Genomic DNA, 18,684 nt, shown 5'->3' on the forward strand with positions numbered 1-18,684 from the left:
TAAGATGCCCGCCCACTGGGGAGTAGAGCATATTCTCGTATCCGTGACAAACTCTTCGCTTGCTCCCCTCTGCCAGAATTGGGAGAGGGGCCGGGGGTGAGGGCCTCCCCTTGCTCCCTCGCCGCAATTCTTCCGCCGGAACGCCTGAATATTCCCTTCCACACGGTACAATAATAGGCAAATCGCAGTCACTCCCGTCAGCGGAGGCGATTTGCCAACGCCATGCCTATCATTTTTACCACCGCTCTCGACGCCGAGATGCGCGCTCATGCGCAGCGCGACTATCCTCACGAATGCTGCGGCTTCCTGATCGGGAAGCCCGGCGCGGAGGGAGTCGCGGTCCACGAGGTCCGCGCGGCCGACAATACGCGCCAGGATTCCCCCCGGAATCGATTCGAAATCGATCCGGGGGAATTGATGCGCGTGGACAAGGCGGCGCGCGCCGCCGGGCTGAGCGTGGTGGGGTTCTACCACAGCCACCCCGACGCCCCCGCGAGCCCATCAGAGTTCGACCGGGAACATGCCTGGCAGGGCTACTGTTACATCATTGTCTCCGTTTTGAGCGGACAACCCGCAGAAATGAACAACTGGCTCCTGCTGGACGACCATAGCGGGTACACGCAGGACGCCGTTCGGATAGTCAATTCCGAGAATTAACCCAGGAGAATACGACGAGATGGCCGTAAAGATCGTCATACCGACACCGATGCAGCGGTATGCCAATAATCAGGAAGAGATCAATGCCGAAGGCGTGAATGTCGGCGAAGCGCTGACGCATATCGCCACGCAGTTCCCCGACCTGCGCAAGCACGTATTCAATGAAGACGGCACGATCCGCAGCTTCGTGAACGTGTATGTCAACGACGAAGACAGCCGCTATAGCGGCGGCGACGCCACTCAGATCAAGGATGGCGACACCCTCACGATCGTCCCAAGCATCGCCGGCGGCATCGATGCGGTCGGACACGGCGGCGCGCCGTCGTTCCACCTCGCGGCCGATCCCGACGAAGTCGAGTTCACGAACGACGAGATCCTGCGCTACTCGCGCCACCTGATCATGCCCGAAGTCACGCTGGAAGGCCAGAAGCGGCTGAAGGCGGCCAAGGTCCTGTGCATCGGCACCGGCGGCCTCGGCGCTCCGCTCACCATGTACCTCGCGGCGGCGGGCGTCGGCACCATCGGCTTGGTCGATTTCGACATCGTCGATCTCACCAACCTCCAGCGCCAGATCGTCCATCGCGAAAGCACCGTCGGCACGCCCAAGATCGACAGCGCCGAACAGACGCTCAAAGAGATTAACCCGCACGTCAACATCATCAAGCACGAAGTGATGCTGACCTCCGAGAACGCCTTAGAAATCCTCAAGGATTACGATGTGATCGCCGACGGTACGGACAACTTCCAGACCCGTTACCTGGTGAATGACGCCTGCGTGCTGCTGGGCAAGCCGAACGTCTACGGCTCCATCTTCCGATTTGAGGGCCAGGCCACCGTGTTCTTCGCCAAGGACGGTCCCTGCTATCGCTGTCTGTATCCGGAACCGCCCCCGCCCGGACTGGTCCCCAGCTGCGCCGAAGGCGGCGTCCTGGGTGTCCTCCCCGGCATCATCGGCGTGATCCAGGCCATCGAAGCCGTCAAGCTGATCCTGAGCGAAGGTAAGCCGCTGATCGGCCGCCTGATGCTCTTCGACGCGCTGAAGATGTCCTTCCGCGAGCTGAAACTGCGCAAAAATCCGGAGTGCCCGGTCTGCGGCGAGCACCCGACCGTCACCGCGCTGATCGACTACGATGAGTTCTGCGGCATCGGCCGCGGCGGCGACGCTCCCCAGGTTCTGGGCAAGAGCGAAGAGATCACCGCCAAGGAGCTGAAGGCCCGCTTCGATCGCGGCGACAAGTTCACCCTGGTCGATGTCCGCGAGCCGCACGAATACGCCATCGCAAAGATTCCCGGCGCCAAGCTCGTCCCGCTCGCCACCGTCGCCGACCGCCTGCACGAGTTCGACAAAGACTCCGAGATCGTCCTCCAATGCAAAATGGGCGGCCGCTCCGCGAAGGCGCTCCAGATCTTCAAGGACGCCGGGTTCAAACATCTCCAGAACCTGACCGGCGGCATCACCGCCTGGTCCGACGATGTCGATCCGAGCGTGCCGAAGTACTAAATCGCTTCTCGTCCCAAAGTTGCGGCGCGGCATTTTTGCCGCGCCGCAACTTTTTTGTCCCGAACACGTTCCATAGAAAAGATCAAACGACCGCCAGCGCCGTGTCCGTTCTCTGGAGTGCCCGATGCGCCACAAATTTCATCTTGCGACCCTGGCGGCAATCGCCGCCCTGCCCTTCTCTTCTCCGATCCACGCGCAGATACCTGAACCGCCTCCGGCCGCCGCCGCGACGCCTCTGCCGGCCGCGCCGCGTGTGGCGCTCTCGGCCGCCGTGGCGCAGGCGAGCGTTCCCAAAGGCGTGCTGGTTCTCGCGACTTATCCGGAGCGCAAATCCCTTCCCTCCGCGATTCCTCCGGCGGCTGGGGATTCTCTTCCTCAGATCGCCCAGGCGTTTGGCCTCCTCAAGATGGAGTTTGGCGCGGTGACAGCCCTGGGTCCCACGATGATGACCGTGTTTAACGACGCGCCGAGCGGTTCCGATATCTATTCCGGAATGCCGCCCAAGCAGGTTCTCGTACTGCTGGCAGCGACTCTCAGCCAGGATCAATGGGGATTGCTGACGGGCAAAAGCGGAATTGCCGATTCCGATCTCACAACCCGCGAGCAGCATGCGATGTGGGCGGCGCTCTGGGGCTATCATCGAATTGACTATCAAGTAGGAAACACGGGGACAGAGGTTCATAAAGAAGATCTGATGCGCGCCCGCCTTCGTCTCACTTCCACCATTCGCATGCGTCTCTATAACAAGGCGGACAACAGCCAGAGCCTGACGAACGAAGACGTGGATCAATATGGGCCGTCCGGAATGGATGGACTTTACATGTGGGATGACGGGCAAAGCGACGCCTCCCACGGCCCTCTCGCCAGCGTGGAGGCGCCAAATACTCCGAAGCCAAGCGATCTGGACTGGGGCGATCGCCGCCTGCGCGCCATGATCGAGACAACGGGCGTGACAACGGTGGGCGGCCTCGTGGATCGCGTGCGCGCGCAGACCGGCGTTGAGATCTATGCGGATCAGCGAATGGAGCAATGGCCGCTTCTGCTCACCGGAGATATCTCGGCGAAATCGGCGGCGGATCTTCTGCGAGCCCTGGCGTTTGTCGTGGCGGGGGCGTATCGCCGAGTCGGACCAGCCTACGTTCTCACCGATGATCTGACCGGCGCCGGCGCGCGGACGCAGGTCTGGCGAGACTTCGAACGGGATGTGGAGACGCTGCGCCGGAAGCCGGTCTCGGCGGCGAGCGGAAAGATTCACAGAGAACACGGCGACGCCGATCTGCCGACGGACAGCCCGCTGGCGCTGAGCGCGGAACAGATCAGGAATTTTAATCAGCCAATCGAAAACCTCAGCCATTTAGAGCTGCCATTCGATCAGTTGACCCCCTCGCAGAAAGCGGCGGCGAAAGATTTGGCGGCCGCGCTTGTCAAAGTACAATCCCAGCCAGGCCATCCCTACCAGGCGGATCTCACGCAAAAGGTCGTGCTGCAAGACGATCCGGTCGTCCACATCATTCTTCCCAATATCCCGAAGCCGCTCGAACTCACGGACTTCTCGCCGACACGATACGATCTTTTCCGGCGCTCGGATGACGAAAATATGCAAGGCTTTCGTCAAATGCTTCTGAGGCAGAAAGCGCAACAGGACGCCAAAGGTGATAAGGACGCCGCCGCGCATCTGAAATCGCTGCTGGCGCAAGTGAAACGGAGCGCCCTGCTCGCGGCTCCGAGATCGGAGAAAGAAGCGGCGGCTCTTCTGGACTCCATGGCGACCGCAGGCTTCCATGAACTCTGGCTCAAAACCTTCACCGAGGGACAGGAACAGCGGGATCTTTTAAAATCGACGATACGCTACGCCGTCCAAAAGGGAATCACGGTGTTTCCCGTCGTGAGTCTCTTCTCCTGGGGACAATCGGCGACCGAAGACGCGTGGGATGTAACGATCCTGGGCGAGAACTCGCTGCAATCGAACGCGCATTGGCGGGCGCGAAGCGCCGACGATTTCGCGATGATGCAGCAAGTCAAACACGTGCGGGACGAGATTGGCGCGGACTTTCCCATCCCCGATATGGGATACCATGAGATGATCGTCAGCCCGTTCTCGGAGGCGACGCGGGCAAAACTGGAAACCGTCGTCCGCGATCTGGCGGCGACTCCGGGGATCGGGGGGATGGTATGGAACGACACGTTGCCGTCCGGGTATGACGATATCCCTCGGACGTTCGACAACGAGTTCTACGCATCTCTGGGATACACGACGCCGGCGCGAGTCGCCTTCCTGCGCAAATGGCGTGTCGATCCGATCGATATCGTCGCCGAGCAGACTCAGGCGCACGCATGGCCGGTATGGATGCAGCCAAACACAGAAGGCGGAACGGATATGTCGGCGAAGTGGCGTGCGTTTCTCTTTGGCGCCAACGTGGAGTTTCTGCGCAAATTGTCTCACGACGCGCAGCCAAAATCGAAAGGCGCGCGCCTCCCGATTTTCGTACAGCAGCGCCGGGACTACGAAATGACCGACGACAAAAACACGCACTGGTTCGGTTCCTGGGACTCTTCCAGCGCCCCTCTGCCTTCCCTCGTCCGCGCACAGGACACGCCGGATGCGGCGGCCAAGATCCCCGATCCCGCAGCGCAGGCGTCGAGCCAGTCCAAAGAGTCGCGGATCTTCTTCACGCCGCAATCCCCTCTCGATTGCGCAAAATTCATCGCCCTGCTCGGCGATACCCTCAAAGAGATAGCGACCGGCAAATCTTCCTGGCAAGGGTTCGTGCTGGACGTCACCCAGCTTCCGGACGGCGAACCGCTCGCCAGAATCGCGGCCGAAATGGCGGCTAAATCCGCCGCGCCCGACGTGAAGAAGGCCGGCGATTAAAATCGTCGGCCTTCTTCCTCGAACTGCGTCCATGCCTGAGAACAATCCACGCGTTATCTGCGCGCCAGCTCCGGCTCGCCCACAATGGCCGGCTTCTCCGCTTCCGTGCTTCCCGCCAGCAGATTGTAAACCACGCCTCCCAGAGCGCCGCCGATGATCGGCGCCACCCAGAACAGCCAGAGCTGCGCGAGCGCCCACCCGCCGACAAACAGCGCGGGGCCGGTGCTGCGGGCGGGATTGACGGAGAGGTTGGTCACGGGAATGCCGATCAAGTGGATCAGCGTCAGCCCCAGGCCGATGGCGATCGGGGCGAAGCCTTTGGGCGCGCGGCCGTCGGTCGCGCCCATAATGATGATCAGGAACGCGAACGTGAGTACGACTTCCGACACGAAACACGCCCCAATGGAGTAGCCTCCGGGGGAATGCAGGCCGTACCCGTTGGAGGCGAAGCCGCCCGACGTACTGAAGCCGGGCTGGCCGGACGCAATGAGGTAGAGCGCGCCAGCGCCGGCGACGCCGCCGAGCACCTGAGCGACGATGTAAGGGAGCAGATCCGAGGCCGGAAATCGCCCGCCGGCGCAGAGGCCAACGGAGACGGCGGGGTTGAGGTGACATCCGGAGATGTGCCCGATCGCGTAGGCCATCGTCAGAACCGTGAGGCCGAACGCCAGCGCAACGCCGACAAAGCCGATGCCGAGATTGATGTTGGAATTATCCGTCAGGAGAAACTTCGCGGCCAGAACGGCGCTGCCGCAGCCGCCAAAGACCAGCCATGCCGTGCCGAGAAACTCAGCCGCGGCGCGCTTCGACATTGGGAGAGTAGACATCGTAACGACTCCTTCAACGAGTTGAGAACACTTGCCCGACGAAATCGTGCGTGAAACCCTCACGCGTCCTTTCTAGCCGTACTTGCGTTTGGAGGTCGTACCAGCGAAGGATCGTTCGCCGCAACGGAAGGAGTTTCCTGCACAATATTGGCGTACTGAAACAGACAAAATTATGAATATCGCCAGAAATTTTATTCGAGCCGCGCGTTGTTAAGGATTGGTTAAGGGTGAGTGACTATAGTGTGTTTATCAAGCGCATCTTTGAACGTCCGACAAAGGAACAGATCACCATGCTTCACCCATTCAAACCGTCCCGATCGACCTCAGCCTTCACTCTGATTGAGCTCCTCGTCGTGATAGCTATCATTGCGATTCTCGCGGCGATTCTCTTTCCCGTCTTCGCCAAGGCTCGCGAAAAGGCCCGCCAAACCTCCTGCGCCAGCAACTTGCGCCAGCTCGGTCTGGGCTTTACGCAGTACGAACAAGATAATGATGAACTGACTCCGGTCGGAGACCCGTATGGTCAGGGCTGGGGCGGCCGCATCTACCCTTACATCAAAAGCGCCGGCGTCTACGGATGCCCGGACGATCCCAGCTCGCCCATCGCCGGGACTTCCAAGATCTCGTACGCGATGAACACAAACCTAATTTTCGGGACGGACAACGTCGGCGACGTGATGACCGCCATTTTTTTCAACGGAGCGGCGACTTATCCGGCCATCGCCTCCTGGGGCAGCCCCTCCAATACCGTTCTACTCTTTGAAATCCAGGGCAACACAAACGCCGTCGTCGGCGGCGTTCCCCAATACGGCGTCGATTTGACGACGACCGAGGAGGTCCGAACCGGCAACGGCACGGGCTCAATTTCCGGCGACCTCTTCGACGGCCCCACCACCAACAACGGCGTGGCGCAATATGCGACAGGCGACATTGGCGGCTACGCGCTGAATCGACATTATTCTCCGCCGATGCTTAAGGGACGACATACGGACGGCTCCAATTATCTGGCGGCGGACGGTCATGTCAAATGGCTAAGGCCCGAACGCGTTTCCGGCGGACTGTCCGCTGCGAACGCAAGCACGGCGGAGATTCACGACGCCGCGCACAACGCTGGCAAGGCGGCAGGAACGGGCAGCATGACGCAGCAGAGCGGCGCGACGGTCAGCATGACGTTTAGCGCCATTTAGCAGGCCGCATGGCGCCGTATGCAAGCAAAACCACGAAACTCTTCCGCGAATACTCTCTGTCACGGGGTATCCTAAATCATCACGATCGCCGCATTTCGGGATCGATTTGGGAACCCCTTATGCGCCCTCATCTTCCGTTACTCACTCTGACAATGGCCCTGATCGCATCGGCGCCGGCCACGGCGCAGTCGCCGCCCGGCGCCCTTCCGCCTGTGGCGACGCCCGGTGTCCCAGCAACGCCGACCGCGCCGCCGGTCGCGCCGCGCTTGAGGCTGCGCGAGGCGCTCGCATTCGCAAAGATCGCTCCCACCGACACGATCTTCGCAATCGCCCCCGGACAGCACATCCCCACCGGCGCCGTCCCTTCGGTTCCCGGCGATTCTCTCACGCAGGTCATGACGGCGTTCGGACGCTCCAAGGCCGAGTTCGGTTCGCTGATCGCGCTCGGCCCGCTGACGATGACCGAGTTCAACGACGCCCCGAGCGATGCGGATATTTACGCGGGAATGGATCCCCGGCAGATCCTGGTGCTGCTAGCGGCCAGCCTGGACCAGGATCAGTGGACGAAACTTACCACCGGACGCGGGATCGCGGATGTCGATCTGACAACCAACGAACAGCATGCGATGTGGTCGGCGATGCTCCTGCACAAGAACTACGAGACCGTCGGCCGAGTGACACATGAAGTCCATGAGATTTCCGACCAGGAAATGCAGGGCGCGCATCTGCGGCTGGGATCCGAATGGTCGATGATGCTGACCAGCCTCAAAAGCGATTCCTCCAGCATCTCGTCCGGAAGCCTGGCGGAAATCCTCGATCCCGCATACCGTGACATCATGACGCGCTCCTCTCCGGCGGATAAGACAGCCCTCAGCGCCTCGGTGCGGCGGGAAATCCCGAACAACCCGAAAACCAGCGATCTGGACTTTACCGGCAAGGCGCTCAACGCGACGGTGGATATCACCGGCTTGAACACCGTCGGACAGCTGATCGATCGGATCCGCCAGGCGACGAGGATGGAGATTTATGCGGATCAGCGCTACGAGCAGATCAGTTTTATGGTCACAGGACCGACGTCCGTCCTGAAAGCGCGAGACCTGCTTCGCGCGCTGGCCTTTGGAATCGCCTCGACGTACCGCGGAGTGGGACCGGCGTATGTCCTCACCGCCGACCTCACTGGAGCCGGTATGCGCACGCAGACATGGTGGGAATACGAACAAGATGTCGAAAAATTGCGCGCCAAGCCCCTCACCGCCGCCAGTGAAAAGATCCATAAACTTCATGGCGACACGGTTCTGCCCGCCTTCGGCGACGGCGTCCCACTGACGGACGAACAGATCAAAGCCCTCGGCCAGCCCATCGAAAATCTCAACCTTGTCAGTCTGCCCATGGGGAAACTAACGCCGAGCCAGCAAGCGGCGGCCAAGCAACTCGCCGCCGATCTCAAGCGTGAGCCACGATATGGCGGCCAGGCGCCTTATCAAGCAAACCTTGCGGGAGACGTCATCTTTGGGGGATCTCCCATGGTGTGGATTACGTTTCCGAGCGATCTGCGCCCTCTCAAAATGGGGATGCTGGCGCCCTCGCAGTACGACCTTTATCATCAGTCGCTGGAAACAGAGATGGCGAACATCAGTCAGGAGTTTACCCACGATAAGGCGGACCAGGACGCGAAACGAGACCCGAACGCCGCCGCACACTTGAAGACGCTGCTGCCCGCCGCTCCGCGCCGCGCGCTTCTTTGCCGTCTGCAATCACCTCAAGACGCCGGCGCGGTCGTCACTTCCATGATGCGCCTGGGACTGAATGAACTGTGGGTCGCCGCATTTTACGACGGCGAAGCGCATCCCGAATCGGTCAAAGCCGCCGTCCATGCGGCGGCCGGCAAAGGGATCGCCATATACCCGGTCATGGATGTCCTGAAGTGGGGGCAAAGCGCGCCGGACGCGGCAAAGGATTGGACGATCTTAGGCGAGGATTCCCTGCAATCCAATCTCCACTGGCGGCGACGCAATGAAGACGATATCGCCAGCATGAACCGAGTTTTGGAGATCGCCAAGAAATTTGGCCTCGACTTCTCCATGCCGGAAATGGGCTATCAGGAGATCTTTGTCAGTCCATTTTCCCGGGAAGCAGCGACTCGCCTCACGACCGCCGCAAAGTCCCTGGCGGCGCAGCCGGGAATTGCCGGGCTGGTCTGGAGAACGACGGAAGCTCCTGGCTACAATCGACAGCGGCCAGACGACCTGGAGTTCTTCTCCCGCCTGGGCTACACGCTCCCCGCGCGCCTGGCGTTTCTGCGCAAAGCGCATCTTGATCCCATCGACCTGAAGCCGCTCGATTTAAATCTACAGGCGCAGACCATACCGGAAGTGTGGAGTCAAGGGTATGTGGCGAACAACAGCGCCTTCGAAAAACAATGGCCCGACTTCTTGAATGACGCGAATATTCAGCTTTTGCGAGCGATGAGGGCCGCGATCGACCATGAGACTCCGGCGGGCCGGCTCCCCCAGCCCATCCTCCTGCGCAAGCGCCCGGATTATACGTCCAGTCTCCATCCCGACTTGGAATGGTATGGAAGCTGGGACAGCTCCGCGCTGCCTCCGCCGTTTCTCCTGACCGATCAAAATTATGACGATCCCATCCCAAAGGCGCCGCCGACCGCCGCGGAGCAGGCGCGCGCGCAATCCAAGGACACCCTGTTTACCGTCACGCCTTCCAATATCCCCGACGACGCCAAACTGATCGAGCTTTTGAAAGATCGGCTGACGGAAATGGCGAACGGCAAGAGCGCATGGCGGGGATTCGTGCTGGATGTGTCACAATTAAAGGAAAGTAACCCGATCGACAAAGCCGCGAACGAATTCTTAAAGAAACCTTGACAGCCTGCCCCCGGCGAAGGTATAACGAACCCATTGTCCTGTAAAGCAATAGGCATTGTAGACAATAAACTGTGAGGTAGCCCATGGCCACGGAAAACACGCCCGAAACGCGGCAAAGCGTCCGGCTCAATCTGACCTTCCCCGTCGATCAGGTCAATCAGCCCCGCCTGGCGGAAGCGATCAAGAAGTTCGATGTGAGCGCCGACATCCGGCGCGCGCAGATCGAGCCGGAAACCGGCGGATTTATCACGCTGGAGCTAACCGGCACCGACAGCCAGCTCGACCAAAGCATCGCCTATTTGAAATCCTACGGCGTCGGCGTCGGCTTTATCGGCACGGACGACGTCCAAGCGTACTAAAACAAAGAAAATCACACGATATCGCAGGAGATTATCAACGATGGCAGGCAACGGATACGCAAACCCCGAGGTCTTGGTAGAGACCGATTGGGTCGCCGAGACGTACAAGTCGGGCGACTATAAGCTGATTGAGATCGATGTTGACCTCGACGCCTACGCGCAGAGCCATATTCCCGGCGCGATCGGCTTCAACTGGCAGACCGAGCTGGAAGACACGCTGCGCCGGGATGTTCCCAGCAAAGAGCAGTGGAATACGCTTCTGAGCAACGCGGGCATCTCCAACAACGATACGCTGGTCCTTTACGGCGACAATAACAACTGGTTCGCGACGTTCGGCTACTGGCTGTTCGTGATCTTCGGCCACGACAAGTCCAAGCTGAAGCTCATCAACGGCGGCCGCAAGAAGTGGCTGGCCGAGGGACGCGAAGTGACCGCCGAGGTCCCGAGCTATCCCGCCGCCTCCTACACCGCCTCCGAGCCGAACTGGGAGCTGCGCGCCTTCCGCGACGAGATCCTGAAGAAGCTGGGCGATCCGAACCTGACCCTGCTCGATGTCCGCTCCCCCGACGAATTCACCGGCAAGGTGATCGCGCCTCCCGGAATGACCGAGACCGCGCAGCGCGGCGGCCACATTCCCGGCGCCCAGTCCACCCCGTGGCTGAACGCGGTCAAGGAAGACGGCACGTTCAAGTCCGCCGAAGACCTTCGCGCCTTCTATGAGCCGAAGGGCGTCGCCGAGGGCAAGGATGTCATCGCGTACTGCCGCATCGGCGAGCGCTCGTCGCACACCTGGTTCGTTCTTTACAACCTGCTGGGCTACGAGAAGGCGAAGAACTACGACGGCTCCTGGACCGAATGGGGCTCCATCATCGGCGCGCCGATCGAGCGCGAAGTCGCGACGGTTGCCGGAACCGGCGGCGATCTGAAAGTCTGTCCGTAGGCTCGAAAGACCTACTCACTCTCCGTGGAAGGCGCCGCGCCGCGCCTTCCACAACCCCTGTTACCCACTATGCGATTGACCACAAAAAGCCAATACGGCCTCCGCGTTCTCGGTGACCTCGTCCGAAACTGGCGCGAAGACGGCAACGGTTACCTTCAAGTCGGCGAGCTCGCGTCCCGCTGCGACACCTCCCAGAAGTATCTGGAGCAGGTCCTGCTGCCGCTCTCGCACGCCGGTATCCTGGAAAGCAAACGCGGCCAGCGCGGCGGTTATCGCCTCAACCGCGCCCCCGAAGAGATCTCGCTCGCCGAAGCGCTGCGCCATCTCGAAGGTCTGCTGATGCCGATTCCCAAATGGGCGGATGAGACCGACGCCGAGCATTCCCAGCTCGCCCAGGTCCTGCGCAAGGTCCGGGATTCCATCCGCGGGATTCTGGAAAACACGTCCATCGTCGTGCTTGCCGAAGGCGAAGGGGAGACCGAGGCCAAAGCGCGCTCGAACGAAGCGATTGAAGCATTAATGTATTACATTTAATATCAACAAAATTCAATAATAACTCGCCCGCCCCATGCAGTTCTGGGTGGATTAGCCGATAATTACCTCAATGCGTCAGCGCCGACGCTCGAAAGGAAGATTATCATGCTAACACTGAAAACGCGCACGGTAGCGCAGAAGCTCTGTCTCTTGATCGGTCTCGCGACTTGCAGTGTGTCGGCGCTGACGGCCTGGGTCAGTTACACCGCCAGCAGCGAGGCCCTGGAGCGCGAAGTCAACGCGACTCTCCAGAAGCAAGTCTACTCCACCGCCCAAACTCTCGACGATTTGATGAAGCGCGCCGCCGCGACGCCGCGCACGATTGCGGCTCGCCAAAAAGTCAGCGGCAGCCGCCCCGACCCGGGCATGCAGCCCTGGCTGGCCCAGGTCCTTGGCGATACCCCCGCCGAGGAAGCCTACGACTGCTGGGTGGCGTACGATTACAAAAGCCCCAAAGGCGTCTACGGCCTCGTCGGCACGGACCGCGACCACAGCCCCGCCCCCCTTGGCTGGAACTACGATTTCAACGATCCAAAACAATACTGGTACGTAACGCCCAAGAAGACCGGCAAGATCTTTGTCACCGAACCCTTCTATGATGACGGCGGGACCAATCTTTCGCTGGTCAGCGTCTGCGTCCCGATCTCCGACAGTCACGGAAAATTCGTCGGCGTCGCCGGAGTCGATCAAAAGCTGGACAAGCTGCGCGAAATCGTGAGCGGCCTGCATCTGAACGGCGGCGATGGGGCGAAACCTCAGGGCGATTACGCGTTCCTCGTCAGCCGTGACGGAATGGTCATCGCCCACCCCAACCAGGATCTGCTGGCGCACAAAGGGTTTGCCGGAACGGCGGCGAACACGCTTCTGGAAGGCAAGGCGCTCACGGCGTCGGACCAGGGCGTCGCGACGGTTCGCGTCCACGGCGAAGCGCGCCGGATCTACTGGGCCTCTTCGCCCTTCACCGGCTGGCGCGTCGCCTTCAGCGTCCCCGAGGCGGCGATCCTCGCGCCGATCCAAACACTGAAGATGCGCGCGCTCATCACGGGTCTGATCGGCCTGGCGCTGATGCTGGCGCTCGTCTACGCCATTTCCCGCAGTTTGACAGGCACGCTCGTGCTGGTCTCGGAACGGCTGGAGCAATTGCGCCGAGAATGCGTCACCTCGCTGGGCGACGCCGTGAAGGCGCTGGCGAACGGCGACCTCACGCGCCGCGTGACGGCGGATGTACAGGAGCTGGAGATTTCATCGCAGGACGAAGTGGGCCGAATGGCGCGAGAAGTGAACGCCATCATCCGGCAGACGCAGGAGACGGTGACTGCGTTCGAAGCGGCTCAGTTGGCGCTGCGCGGTTTGATCGGCGAAGTGAGCCTCAGCGCCGCCGCCGTCGCCCGGACGGGCCAGGGGCTCGCGGAGGCGTCGGACCAAACGGCGGAAGGCGCGCGGTCGGTCTCGCTTTCCATGCAGGAAGTGGCGCAGGCGATCGATCATTCCGCGAGCGCCAGCCTGGAGATCGCGCGCGGAAGTGAACAGCAGGCCGACGCGTCCACGACGGTGTCCGCTTTGATGGATCAACTCGGCGCGGCGATCACCCAGGTGCACAGCGGCGGGGAGCGGCAGCAGGAAGTCACACGCGAGACGAGTGAACGGATGCGGGAAGCCGTCACGGCGGTGGAGCGTACGCTGAACGAGATGGACCGCATTCAGCGCCAGGTGCAGACGACATCGGACGGCATTCAGCGGCTAGGCGGTAAGAGTATGGAGATCGGATCGATCGTGGAAACGATTGAAAAGATCGCGGAGCAGACCAACCTGCTTGCTCTGAACGCCGCGATCGAAGCGGCCCGCGCCGGTGAACAAGGACGAGGCTTCGCGGTCGTGGCCGACGAAGTGCGCAAGCTCGCCGAACGTTCGGCGATCGCCACCCAGGAGATCGCCGCCTTGATCGGGGATGTCCGTCAGGAAGTGGACGCCGCTGTGGTCCATATGGGCGCGGCGGGCGCCGGTTCGAGCGATCCGCACTCGGTCATCGGGGCGGTCGCCGGAGTCCACGCTCTCGCCCAGGAGATGAGCGCCAGCGTCCACCTGGTCTTGTCGAGTATTGCCGCCATTCAGGAGACGTCTTCCGAAAACGCCAAGATCGTCGCCGGCATGTCTCTGAGCGCCGAGAAAGTCGGGCACGCCATCATGTCCGTGGCCGCCGTCAGCCAGGAAACCGCCGCCGGGGCGGAAGAGATGAGCGCGGCGGCCGATGAGATCTCGGCCAACGTGCAAAACGTGACCGCCGCCGTGGAGACGCAGGCGCAAAGCATCGCTCAGGTGCAGTCGTCCGCCAGCGACCTGAACACGATGGCGCAGCAGCTGCGTGAGCTGGTCGGCGCGTTCCGACTGGAAGACGAGCCCGCCCTGGCCGCCGCCGCGCCGCGAGCGCGACGGGCGGCGTAAACGCAAAAAAAGGCCGGCGGTCTTCAAGAGATCGCCGGCCTTTTTTGCGCGTTTGGAATCGGATCACTCCGCGAACGATTACACGGGGTTCGGAATAAACTCTCCCCGGCAACCCTTCAGGTAGCGCAGTCCATGCACCTGCCCGGTCATCTCCCGGTCGCCGACATAGACCGGATCGTGCCATCCTTCAATGTCGATCGCCCCACGGAACCCATTCCAGCGCAGTTCGCTGATCACATCGGTCCAGTTGGTGTCGCCAAAACCGGGCGTACGGTGGAAGGCGAAGGGCTCGGAACCGAAGACGCCGTGCGTCTTGACCACATCCCATTTGATCGTCGCGTCCTTGCCGTGAACGTGGAAAATCTTTGGCGCCCACTTTTTGATCTGCGGCAGCGGCTCGATCAGGCTGACCATCTGGTGGCACGGCTCCCACTCCAGGCCGATATGCTCCGACGGAACCGCGTCGAAGAGAAGCTCCCAGGCGGCGGGATTATGCGCGAGGTTCCAATCGCCGCCCTGCCAGGTTCCGTCCATCGCACAGTTCTCGAAGGCCAGACGAACGCCCTTGTCCTCGGCGCGCTTCGCCAGCGGCCCGAAGACCTCTTTGAAGGTCGAGATGGAATCCGGGATGCTTTTGCCGCGCAGACGTCCCGTGAACCCCGACACGATATCCGCGCCGAAGAGGTGCGCGTTGTCGATCAGCGTTTCCCAGGCCTTCGCCGTTTCCAAGTCCAGTGCGCCCTGCTCCAGCGGATTGCCGAAGATCCCAACGGTGCTGATCGTGATATCGCGATCGCCGATCGCCTCGCGGACGGATTCGGCCAGACGCGCCAGATCGACGCCCCCCAGTGTCTGCCAGAATGTGATGGAGAAGCTTTCGAAGCCATACGGGGCGATCTGCCGGATATACCCGGCGGGATCGTCGCCGTTTCCGCCGACAAGCGTGCCGATGCGAATGTCCAATTCCTGTGTCATAGTCGCCCTTTCGTTAAAACGAAATTCCTTCCACTTCGAAGTTGATATTTAAGCTGCGTTCCCGAAAGTTGTAAGTAAACGTCGGTATAAAACCGTGCATCGTCGGCGCGACGGTCACGCGGTAGTCAAGGACATCGTGGTTCACCAGATCATACCGGACCAGAGTCGACAGCGCGATATTGTGATTGCCGATCTGCCCCCGCGTGATTACCTCGCGCGACGTATCCAGCACGTCGAAGTTAAAGGGGGAGTCTCCCGTCACTTTGCTCGTACGATACTCCACACTGAGCGCCGACCGGTCCGTGAAGTAGTGCGCTACGGCCAGGTTTGTCTGCGTGTACTGGTAGAGCGATTTGCTCTTATCGTAATGGTTGTACGTATTTTCGATTGACGGCAAGACCAGCGTGTTCTTAGCGATCAACCAGGGACGCGTGGACAACCCGACTTGAATCCGGTCCCGCTGTCCCCGGATCCCGGTCGGCTGCTCGTAATACCGGCCCGTGATAAAATCGGAGGTCAAGTACACAACGGGGCGGCGCAGGAACTGCCGGAATGCGACAGGGTCTCCCAGGGCCGGCGCCGCGTGCACCCGCGTCAGCGGGAGAGCGCCGTTCAGGCGCAGCTCGGGAAGCCGGGAAACATAGAGATCGTCACGGCGCCGGCCGCTCGCCGAAAGGTGCGCCGATGCTTCTTCCGCCAGATAGAGCCCCCCGCCCGAAGGAGAGTCGAATGGCCGGATCGTCGGCGTATCCTGAAGAAAGTCATGGAACAGCAGTGGATCTCCAAACGGCAGCGGCGGGCTTGCGGCCTGTTCGAATTGATGCAGCTCGTCCAGAGGCGTTCTGCGCGGCGGTATGGCCGGCGTCGGAGGCGATTGGATCCGTCCGGCAATCAGCGTTTGATGCGCCGTCACCTGCGCCTGCGGCGACTGTCTCGTCGGCAGCAGCAAGTACGCCTCGATCGGCATATGCGGATCGCCGCGATAGCGCAGTTCCGAGAAAAGGCCATAGCGCCCGGAGTATCCAAAGGCGGGGACGACGGTTGTTTCGGCGCCGGGACCGCTGGCTGTCGCTCCGGAGCGGAATTTGACCTTCCGCAGCGTCAGCACGCGGTTATGGAACAGATAGAAGGACGCGTTCTCGGCCCGTCCTCTCAGGACCGTGGGAATTCGAGGATCCTGAAAGAGAGTGATCTTCGAGGCGCGCAGCTCAAAATCAGGCGAGACTCCGGGAGGCGCCGTGGACAGATACCCATCGGTCACGACGACATCCACCGGCGTCACGTCGATTCGGCCCGCCTGAATGCGATAGGGCCGCTGATAGATCAGCGCATTGTCACTGAAGCCGAGCCGTTCGGCGCCGCTGAACACCAGCGAATCGGCGGAGATGACAATCAGCTTATCATACGCCTTGACGGATCCCGTGGCGCTGAAGCGCTGGTGGGTGAGATCCCCCGCCACGCGGTCCGCCTCGATAAAGAACTCGCCGCAGTAGTTGAGGCGAACGGGTTTGCCGGCGGAGCCTTCCAGCAGTCCATTGTCCAGTGAGCCGGACAGGAAATCATAGTCCAGCGACAGCTCCGGCAGCGGGGCCGCCGGCGCGGGAGCGGCGGCCGCCGCTTGCGGAGCGGCGACGGGAGCGCCGGAAGTGGCCGGAGGAAGCGTTCCCGGCGGCGGCACGGCCGGCGGGTCTTCCGCAAATCCTGGGGTCGCGCAAAGCATCACGAGAGAGAGAACGAAAGCGGCAGAGCGCGTCTTACTTCCAGTCATTAATATCCATTTCCGCCGCGACAGTGTTAAACTCGCCCATGCTTCGTTTGAATTCCGAGTCGTCATAAGTGCGCGATTGGACCACGACCGGCATCGGCACCGCGTGTCCCAAAAGCAGCGCCTGCTGCTTGCTGTCGAGCGAAGCCAGGACTCCGCGCAGCGCCTGCGCGCCCGAGACGCCGGTCAGGACGGCGTCGATATCGCGTTCGTCGTTGAGCAGCGCGGTGATGCGCGTGCCAAGCTGCGAAAGCACCTCGTCATCGATCCCCGAGGGCCGCTGGTCCACTACCAGCAGCGTCACATTGTACTTGCGCAGCTCGCGGGCGATGATGCCGAAGGTGGTCTGCTGCGCCAGGCTGGGACTGAGGAACTTGTGCGCCTCCTCGATCGTGATCACGACCGGCATCGGCTTTTTGCCTTTGTCGCCCATCGCCGCTTCGGTCAGTTCGATATAGTTCTTATGGATCTGGCGCGTGAGGATATTGGCGACCAGCATATACTGCAATGGCTTGCGATACTGCCCGAACTCCAGCACAACATGCGTTCCTTTGAGCAGGCAGCCCATGATCTGCCGCACCGCGTCATCTTCCTCGCCGGGCAGATCCTCGCGCAGAAAGCCCTTGCACTCTTCGACCATACGGCCTAGCTTGCGTTTCAAAGCCCCGAGCGACAGCGCGTTCGCGCCGCTGATCTCGCTGAAGGTTTTGATCGCCTCGCCGTCCATCTTGAGCAGTTCGGAGAGCCACTTTTTGGGATAGTGCTGCTCCAGCAGATAGGTCGTCTCGGCCGCGCTTTGATTCAGATTCAATTCGTTCGCCAGCAGCAGAATATCGTCCACGCTGATCTGGCTGTACGGGATATGCACGTCGTTTTCGATCAGCACTTTGCGGCGAAGCGCGGCGGCCCGGTCCAGGGTGAAGACGCGCACTTTGTCGGGGAAGTACTTCTTGAGACCGTCCACGCCCTCTTTGGTCGGGTCTTCCGTGGTGCCCTTCCAGCCATACTCGCCATGCATATCGAAGACCAGATTGACGGCCTTCTTGTGCTTGATGATGCCGCACAGACAGATACGCGTCAGGAAGGTCTTGCCGGTGCCCGACTTGCCGAAGATGCCGTTGGAGCGTTCGACGAACTTATTCAAATCCAGACAGACCTGGATATCGGTCATGTCCAACGGGGAGCCGATATGGAAGTAATCGCCGCCCTGCGTCTCCGCGCCGAAGATATCGGCGATGTCTTCCTCCGTCGCCTCCCCCACCCCGCTGAAGTGCGTCGGGACGGTCTTGACCGGATCGAATTCGACGGCGCCGCGCGGACGCATGAGCAGGGGTTTGAGCGTCAGCGTGCCGAAGGTGGACGTGCCGCTGAGCACCTGACGCAAAAAGGCGTCATCCGGCGAGGGCGGATTGGCGAGCACCTGGGGCGACGTGCAGTCCAAGGAGACATCGGTGATCATGGCGAAGAACTCGTGCTGCGCGCCGTCGATGACGACGAACTTGCCCGCGCGGATGTCCTCAACCGAATGATCCCCGGTCAGCTTGATCTGGATGCCAGCCTGAAGACTGCCGCGCACGACCGTGCCCATCGCCACGCGCTGGCGCGGGCCGGGGGACAGCGAGCCGGCGTCGGACAAACTCAGCGCGCCGCGCGCGCCGTTCTTTTGGTTGAATGCCATGGGTAAAATCACGATCCCGGAAATAAACGCAGCCTGACAGAAGCATAGAGCTTCCGTCAGGCGGT

Annotated in this window: 13 protein-coding genes; 9 read left to right on the plus strand and 4 right to left on the minus strand. The window is 61.3% G+C overall.

Annotated features, from left to right (window positions below; all coding sequences use genetic code 11):
* Positions 1-222: 222 nt before the first annotated feature.
* The 3 genes from D5261_RS26530 to D5261_RS26540 all read left to right on the plus strand — a co-directional run bounded on the left by D5261_RS26530 (position 223) and on the right by D5261_RS26540 (position 5,030).
* A complete protein-coding gene (locus tag D5261_RS26530) occupies positions 223-657 on the plus strand; it encodes a M67 family metallopeptidase (protein ID WP_119319135.1) in 435 nt (144 codons plus the stop codon).
* A gap of 19 nt (positions 658-676) precedes the next feature.
* On the plus strand, positions 677-2,158 hold the full coding sequence (moeB, locus tag D5261_RS26535; protein WP_119319134.1) for a molybdopterin-synthase adenylyltransferase MoeB: 1,482 nt from the start codon (positions 677-679) through the stop codon (positions 2,156-2,158).
* Positions 2,159-2,282: 124 nt separating this feature from the next.
* Entirely contained in the window at positions 2,283-5,030 is a 2,748-nt protein-coding gene (locus tag D5261_RS26540; RefSeq protein WP_119319133.1) for a hypothetical protein, read from the plus strand.
* A gap of 53 nt (positions 5,031-5,083) precedes the next feature.
* On the opposite strand, the gene aqpZ is transcribed toward D5261_RS26540, so the two are convergent.
* A complete protein-coding gene (gene aqpZ, locus D5261_RS26545) occupies positions 5,084-5,842 on the minus strand; it encodes an aquaporin Z (RefSeq protein ID WP_119319132.1) in 759 nt (252 codons plus the stop codon).
* 305 nt (positions 5,843-6,147) lie between these two features.
* Between aqpZ and D5261_RS26550 the strand changes: the two genes are divergently transcribed.
* The 6 genes from D5261_RS26550 to D5261_RS26575 all read left to right on the plus strand — a co-directional run bounded on the left by D5261_RS26550 (position 6,148) and on the right by D5261_RS26575 (position 14,201).
* Entirely contained in the window at positions 6,148-7,044 is an 897-nt protein-coding gene (locus D5261_RS26550) for a DUF1559 family PulG-like putative transporter (protein ID WP_354673139.1), read from the plus strand.
* Positions 7,045-7,163: 119 nt separating this feature from the next.
* Positions 7,164-9,926 (plus strand): hypothetical protein, encoded by a 2,763-nt coding sequence (locus D5261_RS26555; protein WP_119319130.1) that lies wholly within the window; start codon positions 7,164-7,166, stop codon positions 9,924-9,926.
* A gap of 83 nt (positions 9,927-10,009) precedes the next feature.
* Entirely contained in the window at positions 10,010-10,285 is a 276-nt protein-coding gene (locus tag D5261_RS26560; protein WP_119319129.1) for an NIL domain-containing protein, read from the plus strand.
* Positions 10,286-10,325: 40 nt separating this feature from the next.
* Positions 10,326-11,225, plus strand: coding sequence for a sulfurtransferase (locus tag D5261_RS26565; protein ID WP_119319128.1), 900 nt, complete (start codon positions 10,326-10,328; stop codon positions 11,223-11,225).
* Between the two features lie 69 nt (positions 11,226-11,294).
* On the plus strand, positions 11,295-11,759 hold the full coding sequence (locus D5261_RS26570; RefSeq protein WP_119319127.1) for an RrF2 family transcriptional regulator: 465 nt from the start codon (positions 11,295-11,297) through the stop codon (positions 11,757-11,759).
* 105 nt (positions 11,760-11,864) lie between these two features.
* Positions 11,865-14,201, plus strand: a complete 2,337-nt coding sequence (locus D5261_RS26575; RefSeq protein ID WP_119319126.1) for a methyl-accepting chemotaxis protein — start codon at positions 11,865-11,867, stop codon at positions 14,199-14,201.
* 78 nt (positions 14,202-14,279) lie between these two features.
* On the opposite strand, the gene D5261_RS26580 is transcribed toward D5261_RS26575, so the two are convergent.
* From D5261_RS26580 to D5261_RS26590, 3 genes are read right to left on the minus strand one after another with little or no spacing between them, the layout of a single operon-like run.
* Positions 14,280-15,176 carry a sugar phosphate isomerase/epimerase family protein gene (locus D5261_RS26580; RefSeq protein WP_119319125.1) on the minus strand — a complete coding sequence of 299 codons (897 nt, stop codon included), beginning with the start codon at positions 15,174-15,176 and terminating at the stop codon, positions 14,280-14,282.
* Positions 15,177-15,189: 13 nt separating this feature from the next.
* Complete coding sequence (locus D5261_RS26585) at positions 15,190-16,944, minus strand: hypothetical protein (RefSeq protein ID WP_119319124.1); 1,755 nt, start codon at positions 16,942-16,944, stop codon at positions 15,190-15,192.
* Entirely contained in the window at positions 16,931-18,619 is a 1,689-nt protein-coding gene (locus D5261_RS26590) for a helicase HerA domain-containing protein (RefSeq protein WP_119319123.1), read from the minus strand. Before D5261_RS26590 ends, D5261_RS26585 begins: the two co-directional genes overlap by 14 nt.
* Positions 18,620-18,684 lie beyond the last annotated feature (65 nt).

The organism is Capsulimonas corticalis, from assembly GCF_003574315.2.
GTDB lineage: Bacteria > Armatimonadota > Armatimonadia > Armatimonadales > Capsulimonadaceae > Capsulimonas > Capsulimonas corticalis.